The organism is Planctomycetota bacterium, assembly GCA_018242585.1.
Taxonomy (GTDB): Bacteria; Planctomycetota; Planctomycetia; order Pirellulales; family PNKZ01; genus JAFEBQ01.
Genome location: JAFEBQ010000022.1, coordinates 115,176 through 128,807, shown reverse-complemented (window position 1 = coordinate 128,807; position 13,632 = coordinate 115,176). Strand labels below are relative to the sequence as shown.

13 protein-coding genes are annotated in these 13,632 nt (G+C 62.2%); 6 read left to right on the top strand and 7 right to left on the bottom strand.

Features of this window, described 5'->3' with window-relative positions; translation table 11 throughout:
- The first annotated feature begins 25 nt into the window (after positions 1 to 25).
- Positions 26 to 211: a hypothetical protein gene (locus JSS27_11765; GenBank protein MBS0209618.1), complete on the top strand. Its 186-nt coding sequence runs from the start codon at positions 26 to 28 to the stop codon at positions 209 to 211.
- Positions 212 to 1,635: 1,424 nt separating this feature from the next.
- On the opposite strand, the gene JSS27_11760 is transcribed toward JSS27_11765, so the two are convergent.
- The 6 genes from JSS27_11760 to JSS27_11735 all read right to left on the bottom strand — a co-directional run bounded on the left by JSS27_11760 (position 1,636) and on the right by JSS27_11735 (position 5,912).
- Positions 1,636 to 2,604, bottom strand: a complete 969-nt coding sequence (locus JSS27_11760) for a diguanylate cyclase (protein MBS0209617.1) — start codon at positions 2,602 to 2,604, stop codon at positions 1,636 to 1,638.
- Positions 2,605 to 2,687: 83 nt separating this feature from the next.
- Complete coding sequence (locus JSS27_11755; protein MBS0209616.1) at positions 2,688 to 2,831, bottom strand: hypothetical protein; 144 nt, start codon at positions 2,829 to 2,831, stop codon at positions 2,688 to 2,690.
- Between the two features lie 285 nt (positions 2,832 to 3,116).
- Positions 3,117 to 3,695: an RNA 2',3'-cyclic phosphodiesterase gene (thpR, locus tag JSS27_11750; protein MBS0209615.1), complete on the bottom strand. Its 579-nt coding sequence runs from the start codon at positions 3,693 to 3,695 to the stop codon at positions 3,117 to 3,119.
- A gap of 122 nt (positions 3,696 to 3,817) precedes the next feature.
- Entirely contained in the window at positions 3,818 to 4,720 is a 903-nt protein-coding gene (locus JSS27_11745) for a sugar kinase (GenBank protein MBS0209614.1), read from the bottom strand.
- A 125-nt stretch (positions 4,721 to 4,845) separates the two neighbouring features.
- Entirely contained in the window at positions 4,846 to 5,388 is a 543-nt protein-coding gene (locus JSS27_11740) for a signal peptidase II (protein ID MBS0209613.1), read from the bottom strand.
- Positions 5,389 to 5,543: 155 nt separating this feature from the next.
- Complete coding sequence (locus JSS27_11735; GenBank protein MBS0209612.1) at positions 5,544 to 5,912, bottom strand: TraR/DksA family transcriptional regulator; 369 nt, start codon at positions 5,910 to 5,912, stop codon at positions 5,544 to 5,546.
- A gap of 301 nt (positions 5,913 to 6,213) precedes the next feature.
- Here JSS27_11735 and thrC point away from each other — a divergent pair, with 301 nt between their 5' ends.
- The 3 genes from thrC (at position 6,214) to JSS27_11720 (ending at position 9,988) form a co-directional block, all read left to right on the top strand.
- Positions 6,214 to 7,608 (top strand): threonine synthase, encoded by a 1,395-nt coding sequence (gene thrC / locus JSS27_11730; GenBank protein ID MBS0209611.1) that lies wholly within the window; start codon positions 6,214 to 6,216, stop codon positions 7,606 to 7,608.
- A gap of 332 nt (positions 7,609 to 7,940) precedes the next feature.
- Positions 7,941 to 8,891, top strand: coding sequence for a cyanophycinase (locus tag JSS27_11725; GenBank protein MBS0209610.1), 951 nt, complete (start codon positions 7,941 to 7,943; stop codon positions 8,889 to 8,891).
- A 296-nt stretch (positions 8,892 to 9,187) separates the two neighbouring features.
- On the top strand, positions 9,188 to 9,988 hold the full coding sequence (locus JSS27_11720; GenBank protein ID MBS0209609.1) for a 4-hydroxy-tetrahydrodipicolinate reductase: 801 nt from the start codon (positions 9,188 to 9,190) through the stop codon (positions 9,986 to 9,988).
- A 201-nt stretch (positions 9,989 to 10,189) separates the two neighbouring features.
- On the opposite strand, the gene JSS27_11715 is transcribed toward JSS27_11720, so the two are convergent.
- Positions 10,190 to 11,182, bottom strand: a complete 993-nt coding sequence (locus JSS27_11715; protein MBS0209608.1) for an ABC transporter ATP-binding protein — start codon at positions 11,180 to 11,182, stop codon at positions 10,190 to 10,192.
- A gap of 228 nt (positions 11,183 to 11,410) precedes the next feature.
- Between JSS27_11715 and ispF the strand changes: the two genes are divergently transcribed.
- Both ispF and JSS27_11705 read left to right on the top strand, forming a co-directional pair.
- The gene (ispF, locus tag JSS27_11710) at positions 11,411 to 11,911 is read left to right on the top strand and encodes a 2-C-methyl-D-erythritol 2,4-cyclodiphosphate synthase (GenBank protein MBS0209607.1); all 501 of its coding nucleotides are present in this window, start codon (positions 11,411 to 11,413) and stop codon (positions 11,909 to 11,911) included.
- Between the two features lie 13 nt (positions 11,912 to 11,924).
- A complete protein-coding gene (locus tag JSS27_11705; protein ID MBS0209606.1) occupies positions 11,925 to 13,469 on the top strand; it encodes a cysteine--tRNA ligase in 1,545 nt (514 codons plus the stop codon).
- The last annotated feature ends 163 nt before the right edge of the window (positions 13,470 to 13,632 follow it).

Sequence of the window (13,632 nt, the reverse complement as noted above, 5' to 3'; positions counted from 1 at the left end):
GCGGTGGATTAACTAGGATTTAGAGTTGGCGTGGCAGATGGGCAGCTTCACTTCAGAAGCGCGTCGTAAGAGCGCGCAAAGGCTACTTCAGCTTTGGCAACAGTCGGGTAATGATGACGGTGCGGATGCTTATCTGCGGGCAATTTCAGACTTGGTGCTGACAGGCGGTGACGTGGACAGGAAAATCGATGTAGACGAATTGCCAAACTAACAAACGTGAATTGCCTCCGTGACATCGACCCAAGCGGCGAAAGAGCTGGGTGCCATGCTCAAGGCATTAAGCCTTGAGCATGCTCGGGACACGCTTCGCATGCTCAAACAAGAAGTTTGAGCATGGCACTCCGCTTAACCCTTCTCCCTCCGGGAGAAGGTGGTGAGCGCAGCGAACCGGATGAGGGTCCACGTGGCCTGAGGTCACGCGTTCTCGTCGGTCGACGTTGACCCTCATCCGGCCTTCGGCCACCTTCTCCCGGAGGGAGAAGGGTTTGCGCGCGCCCGGTGATGATGGATGGTTTCGTCAGTGGTCAGTTGTCCGTGGTCAGTTGCACTCCACCGGAATGCCTTCCGCAACTGACAACGGACTACTGACCACGGACAAAAAAGCACCCGGCCACAAATCTCCTTTCGCGTCACGCGCGCTTCTGCGAACATCCCCCGTTAGTACGCCGGTCCGAAGGGTGTCGAAACGCTCGAAACGGAGCATTGCGCCGGCCAGGATGGCCCCCAGACTTGTCAGACGAACTATTAGCCCTCTGCCGCCCGGATCGTTCTTGTTCCGCACGCGCGGTATCGGCTGCCTCCTTCACCGGAGGCACGGCCTGACACACCCTTTGCAACGCCGCTGGAAGTGACGTCCCAGCGGGTCGTTGAGCTGCCGGAAACGACCGCGGCCTGTTCAGGTCTCGACGATGCGGGGGCACCGCGTCGGGCGAGCATAAGCCACCCGAAGCCGGAGGTGGACACGACAGCGCTGACGAGGCGGAATGTGTCCCAGCGAGCAGGCGTCTCCGACAGCACGCAGCCGCAAACACGCGCGGCAGTCGGGGGCGACACGCGAGCGCTCGGGTGCTCGGGCTTTTGGCCCGCAGACCTGAGCGCACCACTAACCAAGCAAGAACAGTCGCCTCCTCCGGGAGACGCCTGCCGCGAAGTCGCTGGCGGCGCAGCCGCAACATTCCAGGCGGCGCTGCGCGCCTATCGGTCAGTTGTCAGTGGTCCGTTGTACCCGGGCATCGGAAGTTTGAACCGCAAAGACGCAAAGAGCGCTAAGGAAGGCAAAGAGCATTCGACCACGACGACACGACGTCGGAAAATAAGTTGTGATTCGCCGAAACACGCCCGTGGTCTTGCGACTCTCCAACTAAACGTCCTTCGTCTCCTTTGCTCCCCTTCTTCCTTGCCGGTTTTCTTTGCGTTCTTCGCGTCTTGGCGGTCCAATTACCTTGCTCTTCTCCGGCGTCGTGACCGTCGTGCCGTCGTGGTCGATATTCCACGCTTATGAGCGGCCACGTGGACCCTCATCCGGCCTTCGGCCACCTTCTCCCGGCGGGAGAAGGGTTGCTGCGCGCTCGGTGATGATGGAGGCGAGTCGCGTCGGCCTCAACAACTGACAACTGACAACGGGCGTTCTACGCTCTAGGCGGTGAGGGCCGGCGTCGGCTCGGCTTCGCCTTCCGAGTGCTGAGCGCTCGGAGCGGCCGGCTGAACTTCGGCCGGGACGATCTGCTGGCCGTCGTGCAGGCTGATGCGATTGCGCCCTGCCGATTTGGCGTGGTACAAGGCCGAGTCGGAACGCTCCAACAGCGTCTCGGGCGACTCGCCGTGCAGCGCCTCGGCCACGCCGCCGCTGACGGTGATGGCCATTTTATCCTGCGACATCCGCCGCACGCGATCGGCGAACACACAGCCGCCGCTAAGCCCGGTCTTGGGCATCAGTACGACGAACTCCTCGCCGCCAAAGCGAGTCACGATGTCGGTCTCGCGGGCCGCGTCGCACACCAGGGCTGCGAATTGCTTGAGCATCTGGTCGCCGATGATGTGGCCGCGCTCGTCATTGATCTTCTTGAAATGGTCGATGTCGAAGATGGCGATCGAGAAGTTCAACTCGTAGCGCTGCTTCATCGCCACCCAGGCCTTCAGTGTCTCGTCGAGCGCGCGGCGGTTGCTAACACCGGTCAACTGGTCGGTGCGAACTTCGGTCAGCGTCATTAACTGGTGGCTTTGCTGGCGAATCTCGTCATAGGCGTGAGCAATCTGCGAAGCCAGTTGCATGGTCGGGCCGAGAATGTCCTCGGCCTCTTTGCACAGTTCGCGCCACGCCCCATCGTTGCCCTGACCTCCCAGGTCGCTGACTCGAACGCGGAACTTGGCCACGCTGGCATGATGCCGGGCCAGTTGCTTGCGCAGATTCTTGGCGATGGTTTCCAGGTCCTTGGCCACGGCCTGGGCCCGCCGCATCTCGCGTCGCGCGTTTTGCGACTCTTCTTGCGCCAGAACCACTCGTTGGCGCCGGCCGAACAAGTAGGCCAACACCGTCACCGCGGCCAACGCCACGGGCGTCGGAATGGACACTTCGCTCAGACCCAAGCCGCTCAGCCAGTCCATCTTGTTTCAAACTCCCACCTGGGATTCGACCGGTCGTCATCGGCCGCGGTCGCCACCGCGTCAACGATGAATCTCGGGATTGTCTAGTGATGTTTGCGGGAACCAAAGCCGCGCATACAGAACACGCCCCAAACCACGACGAACAGCAGGACGATGAACCATTCGCGCGTCGACAGCCCGTCGAGCCACTTGAAGACCATGTACCAGTAGTGCCAAAACTGCGACATCGGACGCGGGCCCTTGCAACATCAACCGACAACTTGTGACGCTCGCGCACACCCTGGGCGCGCGAAATCGGTCATAAAACTTTAGGTCACAATCCCGAGTGTTGGCCGAAGCCCACACTGAATGGTGGTCGGGCGGCACCTTGCGGGGTGTCAGCGGAAGGCCGGCGGCGGCAGAATCGCTACCGTCGGTACAACTTGACCGGACCAAGCCGGCGACTTCGTCGCCGTCGGTTCGGCGGCAGAGCCGCCGGCTTGGAACGCCGACTGACCATCGACGGGCGCGGATTAACTGCCCGCCAGGGGCGCCACGGCCAGCGGCTCGTGCGTTGGGCCGTGACGTTCGAGTTCGCTGGAAAAGACCGTCACGTCGGTCACATCGCAAACGCCGGCGAACAGCGACGCCTGGGTGCGAAGCTGCTCGACCAAGGGGGCCAGCCGCTCGTCGTAGCCTCGTACGCGCCCCAAGGTGACGTGCGGCTTGAACCGGCGTCCCTCGCCACGAAAGCCCAGTTGGCTGAGGCAGCGTTCGATCGCCTCGTGCAGCGTGACGAGATCGTCGGCCCCTTCGCCGGTGCCGAGCCAAATGGTCCGCGGGCGTTCCAGGGCGGGGAAGGCGCCGACTCCCGTGGCGTGCCACTCGAACGGCGGCAGCGGCTCGACCGCCTTGGTCACCGCCTGACAGACCTGGGGCAAGTCGAGCGCGTCGACATCGCCCAAAAAGGCGAGCGTCAGGTGCAATTGGCCATCGTCGACCCAACGGATCGGGGCGTCGAACTTCCGCCACTCGCGCAACAGATTCCGGGCGTTCGAGAGCACCTCGGGGGAAAGTTCCACGGCGACGAACGTGCGAACCTTGTGACGCATGGCGGCGACGAGCTTTCTGGAGACGTGTATTTCGTTCCAAGCCGGCGACTCGGTCGCCGTTGATTCGGCGGCAGAGCCGCCGGCTTGGTCGCGACGGCATTCGTGTGCCGTGAGATTTCGTTTTAGAGCGCCAACATGCGGCGATAATCTTCCAAGCGCCGGTCGATGTCGGCTCGCGACAGCCCGCGCAGCCGATCGAGCGAAAAGTCCTCGACGTTGAAGCTGGCCGTCACGGTGCCATAGGCCAGGGCCTGCTTCATGGTCTTGCCGTCGATCTTGTCTTGCTCGGCGAGGTAACCCATCAGGCCACCGGCAAAGCTGTCGCCAGCCCCCGTCGGGTCGACGACGCGGGCCGTGGGAAAGGCCGGCAGGACGTACGTTTCGTCTCGGCTGAAGAAAATCGAGCCGTGCTCCCCCTTCTTGACCACCACGAACCGCGGACCCAGTTCGAGCACGCGACGACCGGCGGCGACCAGGTTTTCTTCGTCGGTCAGCAGCTTGGCCTCGTGATCGTTCAACACCAGGCCGTCGATGCGGCGCAACAGGGCATTCAACTCATCGCGCTGAATGTTGATCCACAGGTCCATCGTGTCGGCCATGGTCAGGGCCGCGTTGGGCAATTGCTCGCGAACTTTCAACTGCCAGGTTGGCGAGCCATTGCCGAGGAATAGATACTTGCACTTGCGGTAATGGTCGGGCACGTTGGGATCGAACGTCCCCAGCACGTTCAAGTGAACTTCCAACGTCTCGCGGTCGTTCATGTTGGGCTGGTATTTGCCGGTCCAGCGGAACGTCTTGCCGCCGGGAACCACATTCAAGCCGCTGACATCGATGCCGCGACCGCTGAGCAGTTGGGTGTGCTCGGCCGGCCAGTCTTCACCGACCGCGCCAACCAGGTGGACCTTCGAGAAGAAGCTGGCCGCGTACGAAAAGTGAACGGCCGAGCCGCCCAGTACGTTGTCGCGCCGCGCCGAGGGAGTTTCGACATTGTCCAAGGCCACCGAGCCAACGACGAGCAACGACATAACGGTTCACTTGTGCTTGGTGAGGGAGCGGTTTGAGCGGAATGCGTGGCTGATTATGACGCCGCGGGGGCGGGAATCACAGGGGCTATCCAGGTGACATCCGTCGACCAAATCCTGGCGCAGCCCTACTCGGCATCATCCATCAACGGCTGGCGGCGGAGGCTGAACAGAAACAGCGCGCAGGAACCGCCGACGAGCATACTGTCGGCGACGTTGAAATTGGGCCAGACCCAGTTGTTGTCGTATTGGACCAGGATCCAATCGCGAACCGCGCGGCACTGATCGGGCTCGAGCCCTGGATGCGACCAGAGGCCCAACCGGTCGTACAAGTTGCCAAGGATGCCGGCCATTATCACGGCCAGCGCGATGTTCAAGACTCCGTCGCGCGCCGCCCCGCGGACAAACAACCAATAGACAATGCCCGCGGCCGTCAGAATAGAAAGGGTCACGAACAGCCAAACCTGGCCGTTGCCAATACCGAACAGAGCGCCCCGGTTCAAGCTGGTTTGCAGGCCGACGTGCCCCGTCCACAGCCAATGGGGTTCGATGGACGGATAACCGAGCCAGTCGAAGACCCAATGCTTGGTCCAAAGGTCCAACGCGCAGCCGGCGGCAGCAATCGCGCAAAAGATGAAGAACCGCTTGGTCAAACCTGGGATCATGCGCATCCGTCGCGATCGTCTACGTGTTTGAGCCAGCGCTGCGATCGGTCGACCACGATAAAAAACTGGCCCGCGTGGTTGCTATTGAACCACGCGAGCCAAGTTTCAAACAATGTCGATCGTCGGACAGGACGGATTCCCTACCGCGCTTGATGTCCCGCTTAGCCGCGCTCGAGTTGCTCGGCGCACTTCACGCAGTTGGGAGCATAGGGGATCGCATTCAGGCGGGCCTTGGGAATCTTGGCTCCACATTCTTCGCAAACCCCGTAAATACCCTCCTCGATGCGCTCCATGGCTGCTTCAACGAGTTCCAGAGCTTCTTCTTCGTTCTCCATCAGGCTGAGGGTGAATTCCTGTTCGAAATTGTCGCTCCCCAAGTCGGCCATATGGATCGGCATGCTCGACACTTCGCTGCCATCCATCCGGCTCTTCTTCAAAGCGGCGTCCGCCATTTGGCTTACGTCGCCCCGCAGCCGAGCCCGCAACTCGAGGAGTCGTTCCTTGTAGACCTTTGCTTCAGCCTTCTTCATAAGCTGCTCGTCTCCCTTGGAGTGTCACTGTTGGCGGCCTTTATCAAAGCGCCAGAACCTCAATTCTAAAAATGGCAGTCGGCTCTGTCAAACAAACGACCGCTATTTAAGTGCGGCACTTCTCGCCGTAACACGGCGCAAAACATAAACTTGCGACACGGCCACAACGACAAAACCCACGCGAAACCGCGGGTAAATCGCTGCGCTTGTCGCTATTTGCCGAGCGACGTACACTATCACGTCCCTTGGGCGGCCCACCGCGCCCTATCCCCGTGGCCACACCGGTGTTGGAGCCGTCAGCATGTCCGATTTGGCATTTCAGCGATGCATCTCGCCGGCATGCCAGGCCACCTACGGCGTCGACCAGGCACTGGTCGCGTGCGAGCGGTGCGGCAACCTGCTGGACGTCATCTACGACTGGGGCCGGCTGAAGCCCCCCACCGACTGGGGGTATTTTGAGGCCAAATGGTCCCGCCGGTACGAGCCGCTGGCGCTGAGCGGGGTCTGGCGGTTCCACGAGCTGCTCCCGTTTACCCGGCCCGAGAACGTGGTCACGATTGGCGAGGGGCAAACCCTGCTCCAGCCCTCGCCCGGCGTTGGCAAGTACGTCGGCATGACCAGCGGCCAACTTTATCTGCAATACGAAGGGATGAACCCCTCGGGGAGCTTCAAAGACAACGGCATGAGCGCCGCCTTTACCCACGCGCGGGCCGTGGGGGCCAAGCGAGCCGCCTGCGCCTCGACCGGCAACACCAGCGCTTCGCTGGCGGCCTATTGCTCGGTCACCAAGCTGATGAAGGCGGTGATCTTCGTCGGCACGGGAAAGATTTCCTACGGCAAATTGTCGCAGGCCCTCGACTATGGCGCGCTGACGGTCCAAATCGCCGGCGACTTCGACGATGCCATGGCCCGCGTGAAGGAAGCGTCGCGCGAGCTGGGCATCTACCTGGTGAATAGCGTCAATCCGTTCCGTCTTGAAGGGCAGAAGACGATCATGTTCCGCGTGCTCGAGGGTCTGCGCTGGCAGGTTCCCGACTGGATCGTCGTCCCCGGGGGCAACCTTGGCAATTCGAGCGCGTTTGGCAAAGCCTTCTACGAATTGCACGAACTAGGGCTGATCGACCGCGTGCCACGACTAGCCGTCATCAACGCGGCCGGGGCCAGCACGCTCTACGAGTTGTACGAGCGACAGGGCCTGCGCTGGAACAAGGGAAACGTCGACGAGCCGAAGATCGATGCGTACTACCAGGCGATGGACGCCGAGCATCGCCGCGCGTCGACCATTGCCAGCGCCATCGAGATCAACCGGCCGGTCAACTTGAACAAGTGCCTGCGGGCACTGGAATTCTGTCGGGGGGTCGTGCGGCAAGTCAGCGACCAGGAAATCCTTGACGCCAAGGCCCAAGTCGGCGCCGGCGGGCTGGGCTGCGAGCCGGCCAGCGCTGCCAGCGTGGCGGGAGCCAAGCTGCTATGCAGCGAGGGAATCATCGGCGCGGACGAGACCGTGGTTTGCATCTTAACTGGGCACCAATTGAAGGATCCGACGGCAACCGTGGCCTATCATACGACCGATCAGGCCATGTTCAACGAAGTACTGGGCAGCCGCGGAGTGCGTCGCGCGGCCTTCGCCAATCGCGCCGTCGCGGTTCCCAACGACCTGGACGAAATCGTCAAGGTCATCAAGCTATACAGCTAGGTTTACCGAGGTTTGCGAGCCACACGGCAAACGCAACGATACACGCTGATGGGTGTAAATGACGCCGCGAGTCGTGACGGTTGCGCTGCCACGAAGCTCACACGACAAAGCGACGGGAAAGGCCAATCTTCAGCCGCTCGCACGTCGAATGCTATGGTTAGCAGGTCGCGCCGCCGTGGCCGCAAGAACCGGGTAAGCCGCCTCGGCCTGGGCCGCCACGGCAAGGAATCGGAGCAATGGTCCGATGAGATTAAGCGTTACCGTCTTAATGATCCGCACTTTTGCAGCGCATCGCCCGTAGAATGGTTTTTGTCACTAGCAGCTAGCCACCGATGCAACGCCTGAGATACCAAATCGATCAACTCCTCAAGGCCCAAGTTCGGGTCTCGACGCTCCTTTATACCGGCGCGATTGTCGGGCTGGTGGCGCTGGCCATGTGGCTGGCTCCCGAGCGCGGCGACGCGCCCCAACTGGCCCCGGGGCAAGAGGCCGGCGGCACGTTGGTCATCTGCGGCGGCGGTGACGTGCCGCGCGAAGTCGAGCAACGCTTCGTCCGCCTGGCCGGCGGGCGCGAAGCGCGCTTGGTGATCATCCCCACCGCGCACTACGAAGCCGACGACATCGATCCGCTCGACCCGCACATTGTTTCCGGCATTCAAGATTGGAAGAAGCTGGGCGTGGCCGAGGTGATGTTCCTGCACACCCGCAGCCGCGAAGTGGCCGACGACGACGACTTTCTTGAACCGCTGCGCAACGCTACTGGAGTATGGATCGAGGGCGGCGACCAGGAGTGGCTGACCCAGCCCTATGCCAACACTAAGTTCGAGGAAGAACTGCACGAGTTGCTCGACCGTGGCGGCGCCATCGGGGGCAACTCGGCCGGCGCGGCTTGCATGACCCGGGTGATGATCGCCAGCGGCCGCCACAACCCGCGTGAAGGGGAAGGGTTCGACCTGCTCCCCGGCGCGGTGGTCGATCAACACTTTCTGAAGCGCAATCGGCCGGACCGCTTGAAGAAGTTCATGGCGGCGCACGGAGACCTGATCGGCTTTGGCATCGACGAACGGACGGCGCTGGTCGTTCGCGTGCGCGATCAGCGATTGACCGTTGTCGGCGACTCGTACGTGATGGCCTATGTGCCCGACCGTGCGGGACAACTCTCGCGGCTCGAAGTCTTGCAACCGGGGGACGTAACCGATATGACCGCGTTACGCGAACAGGAAAACCCGGTCGCCAGTTTCGTCGAAGTCGACGAGAACTTTAAGCCCGAGTCGGTCAACTAGCCGTCGCATCTTTCTGGGCGACGAAATCTCGGCCGGGCTTCGCTCGGCAGCGGGCGACGGTTTGCGGTATGATGCTGGCTCGCGCCGCACGTTTACGTCGTGGCGTTGAACCGAAGGCGGCATTCACGCTTCGCATAATCACTGAAACGCCAGAGCAGTTCTTAGAAGCATGTATCGTTTGCTGACCCAAGCCGGCGGCTCTGCCGCCGATTTCGGTGGCAAAGCCACCGGCTTGGTAGATACGCGCGCTACCGTGAATCGAGAAGCGATCTAGTACATCGCACAGGGAATTTCGTATGAACCCTTTGAAAGTTGCCATTCATGGCGCCGCCGGACGAATGGGCCAGCGGCTGATCGCGCTCGGCTCGGCCGACAAGACGCTGCGCATCGTGGCGGCGGTCGATCGCGCCGGCCACTCGCAAGCCGGTAGTGACGCCGGCACGCTCGCCGGCGCCGGCCCGATCGGCGTGCCCCTGGGGGACAAGCTGCCCGAGGGGGTCGACGTGGTGATCGACTTTTCGGTGCCGGCCGCAGTGCTGGGAATTGTCGATCAGTGCTTGGCGCGGAAGGTCGCGTTGGTCGTGGCGACCACGGGCCTCGAACCGGAGCAGGCCGACAAGGTGCGCGCCGCGGCCAAGACGTTGCCAATCCTCTGGGCGCCGAGCATGAGTCTGGCCGTGAATCTGGCCATGAAGCTGACGGCCGTGGCGGCCGAAGCACTGAAGGACCATCCGACCGGCGCTGATGTGGAAATCATCGAGCGGCATCACCGCTTCAAGGAAGATTCCCCTAGCGGCACGGCGCTGAAGTTCGGCGAAATCGTGCGGCAGAAGATGGGCCAGGGCAAAACGGCCCACGGTCGCGAAGGTCGCCCTGGGGCCCGGCCGCATGATGAGATCGGGTATCACGCCGTTCGCGTCGGCGACAATCCCGGCGAGCACACGATCATTTTCGGACTGCTGGGCGAGACGCTCGAAATTGCCGTCCGCGCCAGCAACCGCGATTGCTACGCCCACGGCGCGCTGGCCGCGGCCAAGTTCCTGGCCGGCAAGCCAGCCGGGCTCTACGGCATGAACGACGTGCTAGGGCTGGGCTAGTCTCAGCCTCGCTTCTGGGTGGCACGCCCACTCGCTGGGCGTGAGGAAGCAACAATAAAACGCCAGCCCCTATGCCGTCATTCCCGCGCAGGCGGGAATCTAGACGCTAACCGCCACCACTAGATTCCCGCCTGTGCGGGAATGACGGTCTGGGTGGGCACGCGATAGCGAATTGCAACCCGTTCTGATCGCAACCTGCGGCTAGCTCGCGTCGGCCGTCGCTTTGGCAAAGACTTCCGCGATGACTTCTTCCAGCGGCGGGTCTTCCACGCTGACGTCTTCGATGTCCTGCGTCTCGAGCAGATGGGCCAGCACCTCGGTCACCCGGCGACGATCGACGCGCAGCTTGGCCCGAGGCGCGTTTGACTCGAGCAACTGCCCGTAGCGCTCCAGTCCGGTGGGCATCGGCGCGTCAGTGGGGAACTGCAGCGTGACGATCTTGTGCCCGCTGAAGCGATCGATGATCCCGCCCAGCGAGCCGTCGTACATGATCTGCCCATCGGCAATCACCACCAGCCGCTGACACAGGGCCGTCACGTCCTTCATGTAATGGCTGGTGAGCAGGATCGAGATTTGTCGTTCCTTCTGGTAGCGCTTGAGGAACGATTGAATGTTGTGCTGGGCGATCACGTCGAGCCCGATCGTCGGTTCGTCCAGGAACAACACCTCGGGCGAGTGGAGCAGCGCCGCAATTAGCTCCATTTTCATCCGCTGCCCCAGGCTCAGTTCGCGGACTGGCTGGCCAAGCACCTTGCCCACGCCCAACAGTTCGACCAGCTCGTCGCGGATGCGATCGAACTCGGCCGGCGCGATGCGATAGATTTGCTGGTGCAGGCGGAACGACTCTTGCGCCGGCAAATCCCACCAGAGCTGATTCTTCTGCCCCATCACCAGCGCGAACCGCCTCCGGTAGGCGTTCTCGCGCCGCCAGGGCACATGGCCCAGCACGGTGGCCGAGCCCGACGTGGGCGTGATCACCCCCGACAGCAACTTGAGCGTGGTCGTCTTGCCGGCCCCGTTGGGCCCCAGAAAGGCCACGAACTCCCCCTGTTCCACCGTGAGGTCGATGCCGCGCACCGCTTCCACGGTTCGCATCTGGCGGTGGAACAAACCGCTGAACGAGGCTCGCAGTCCTTCGGCCTTTTGATAAACGCGATAGTTCTTGGTCAGGCCTTTGATTTCGATCGTTGCCATAGTTGCGGAGATTATAGGCATGCTAGCGCGCGGCTTAAAGGCGGCAGAAGTGACGGACACGCGGCAATGGGGTGGCCACCCCTCGCGTTGTGGGTTTTTGGCCTCGCCGTTATATTTTCATGCGCAACTTCACTGAGCTTGCACCATGTAGCCGCACGGCGAGTACCCCAGGGTGAACCCGCACCGGCTGTCGGACCCTTGTTCCTGTCGCTCGTCGAATGACTGCCTGTGGCCCAGCAACCCCTTCGCATCGGAATCGGACACGACACACACCGGCTGCAACCGGGCGGGCCGCTGCGCCTGGGGGGTGTCGATGTGCCGTTCGACCGCGAAATGGTCGGCCACAGCGACGCCGACGTGCTGCTGCACGCGTTGACCGACGCGCTGCTAGGGGCGGCGGCGCTGGGTGACATTGGCGAACTGTTTCCCGACACCGATCCAGCCAACCGTGGTCGTGACTCGGGCCAGATGCTACAGGCCGCGCTCGCCCAGGTGACCGGGACCGGCTACCGGGTGGTGAATTGCGACATGATCGTGTTTGCCCAGCAACCGAAACTTTCGCCGGTCAAGACGGCCATTCGCACCCGAGTGGCTGAACTGTTGAACGTGCCGGTCGATTGTGTCGGCCTGAAAGCCAAAACCGGTGAACACGTCGGCCCGATCGGGCGCTTAGAGGCCCTGTCGGCCGAGTGCGTTGTCTTGCTTGAAAAAGAACCTTCTGCCAGGTGAAACGAACGAAGCCATGCCAACTACTGCCACTGCTGCCGTGAAGACTACTCCGACCATCGCCACGAACCTGCGCATTCACAACACGCTGACGCGCACCAAGCAAAAGTTCGAGCCCCTCGTGCCGGGGCAAGTGACGATGTACGTCTGTGGTCCGACGGTCTACAAGCCCAGCCACATCGGCCACATGGTCGGCCCCGTGATCTTCGACACGGTCAAGCGCTACCTGGCGTACCTGGGCTATCAGGTGACCTGGGTGGTGAATATCACCGATGTTGACGACAAGTTGATCGTCCGCGCGCGCGAACTGAACACCACGGTCAAAGAGTTGGCCGAGAAGATGACCGGCGACTACATCGCCTGTCTGCACAGCCTGAACGTCACCGGCATCGACAAGATGCCCAAGGCGACCGAGACGCTCGACGAGATGTTGTCGGTGATCAAGGATTTGATCGCCAAGGGGTACGCCTATCCGGCGGCGGGGGACGTCTACTTCGACGTCTCGAAGGACGAAGACTACGGCAAGCTGTGCAACCGCGACCCAGAGCAGATGGAAGCCGGCGCGCGCATCGAAGTCACCGATCGGAAGCGAAACCCTGGCGACTTTGCCCTTTGGAAAGGGGCCAAGCCGGGCGAACCCGCCTGGGACAGCCCCTGGGGCCCTGGTCGACCAGGCTGGCACATTGAATGCACGGCCATGAGCATGAAACTGCTAGGCCCGACGCTCGACATCCACGGCGGCGGCTTGGACCTGCAATTCCCGCATCACGAGAACGAACTGGCCCAGAGCGAATCGCACACCGGCAAGACGTTCGTCCGCTATTGGATGCACAACGGACTGTTGAAGATGGGCAAAGGCAAAATGGCCGGCTCGGTCGGCAACGTGCTGAATGTGGTCGATGCGTTGACGAAGACCTCGGCCGAGGTGTTGCGGTTTTTCATCGTCAACACTCATTACCGGTCGCCGATCGACCTGGGGGACTTCGACCCTAAGGTGCATGACATTCCCTCGGGCCTGGCCGCGGCCGACAAGTCGTTCGAGACCTTCCTGCGTTTTGCCCAGCGTTACGAGCGAATCACCGGCACAAGCTTCTACAAGCTGAACGCCCCGACGCGCCGTGACGACAGCCGGCAGTTGTCACGCCCCGAGTTCGCGCAGCTGGCCACCAAATACGTCGAACACATGGACGACGATTTCAACACCGGCGGCGCGGTCGGCGTGATGTTCGAGTTGGTGACGGCCCTGAACCGGCTGGCCGACGAGGCCAAGCTGGAAGCCGATCCCAAGGCGGCCGCTCGGGCCGATTTCGAGCAAGGCGCTCTGCTGCTGAAAGAGTTCATGCAAGTGCTCGGCCTGATGCTGACCGCCCCGGCGTCGCCGGCCACGGGGGCCGACGGCGATCTGGTCGGCAAGCTGATGAAGCTGATCATCGAGCTGCGGGCCGAAGCGCGCAAGACCAAGAACTTTGCCATGGCCGACCAGATTCGCAAGGGCCTGACCGAGTTGAACATCGTGCTCGAAGACCGGGCCAACGAAACTTCCTGGTCGGCGAAAAAGTAACGCTCAAATGCCAGCCACGGAGTCACCGAGACACGGAGGTTGGCACGGAGGAAGGGAAAGGGTAGTCACTTGTGCGACAAACACCCCTCCCTGACAGGGAGGGGCTGGGGGAGGGTAAAGATGTCGTGCTGCGGCGACGGATGGACTTCGGAACGCCTCGCCT

Excerpts from the sequence above, each read along its gene's own strand:
- JSS27_11755 (MBS0209616.1), bottom strand. The coding sequence starts at position 2,831 with ATGTCGCAGTTTTGGCACTACTGGTACATGGTCTTCAAGTGGCTCGAC.
- thrC (MBS0209611.1), top strand. The coding sequence starts at position 6,214 with ATGTCCGATTTGGCATTTCAGCGATGCATCTCGCCGGCATGCCAGGCC.
- JSS27_11705 (MBS0209606.1), top strand. The coding sequence starts at position 11,925 with ATGCCAACTACTGCCACTGCTGCCGTGAAGACTACTCCGACCATCGCC.
- JSS27_11740 (MBS0209613.1), bottom strand. The coding sequence starts at position 5,388 with ATGCGCATGATCCCAGGTTTGACCAAGCGGTTCTTCATCTTTTGCGCG.
- JSS27_11725 (MBS0209610.1), top strand. The coding sequence starts at position 7,941 with ATGCAACGCCTGAGATACCAAATCGATCAACTCCTCAAGGCCCAAGTT.
- JSS27_11735 (MBS0209612.1), bottom strand. The coding sequence starts at position 5,912 with ATGAAGAAGGCTGAAGCAAAGGTCTACAAGGAACGACTCCTCGAGTTG.
- JSS27_11715 (MBS0209608.1), bottom strand. The coding sequence starts at position 11,182 with ATGGCAACGATCGAAATCAAAGGCCTGACCAAGAACTATCGCGTTTAT.
- thpR (MBS0209615.1), bottom strand. The coding sequence starts at position 3,695 with ATGCGTCACAAGGTTCGCACGTTCGTCGCCGTGGAACTTTCCCCCGAG.
- JSS27_11760 (MBS0209617.1), bottom strand. The coding sequence starts at position 2,604 with ATGGACTGGCTGAGCGGCTTGGGTCTGAGCGAAGTGTCCATTCCGACG.
- JSS27_11745 (MBS0209614.1), bottom strand. The coding sequence starts at position 4,720 with ATGTCGTTGCTCGTCGTTGGCTCGGTGGCCTTGGACAATGTCGAAACT.
- JSS27_11720 (MBS0209609.1), top strand. The coding sequence starts at position 9,188 with ATGAACCCTTTGAAAGTTGCCATTCATGGCGCCGCCGGACGAATGGGC.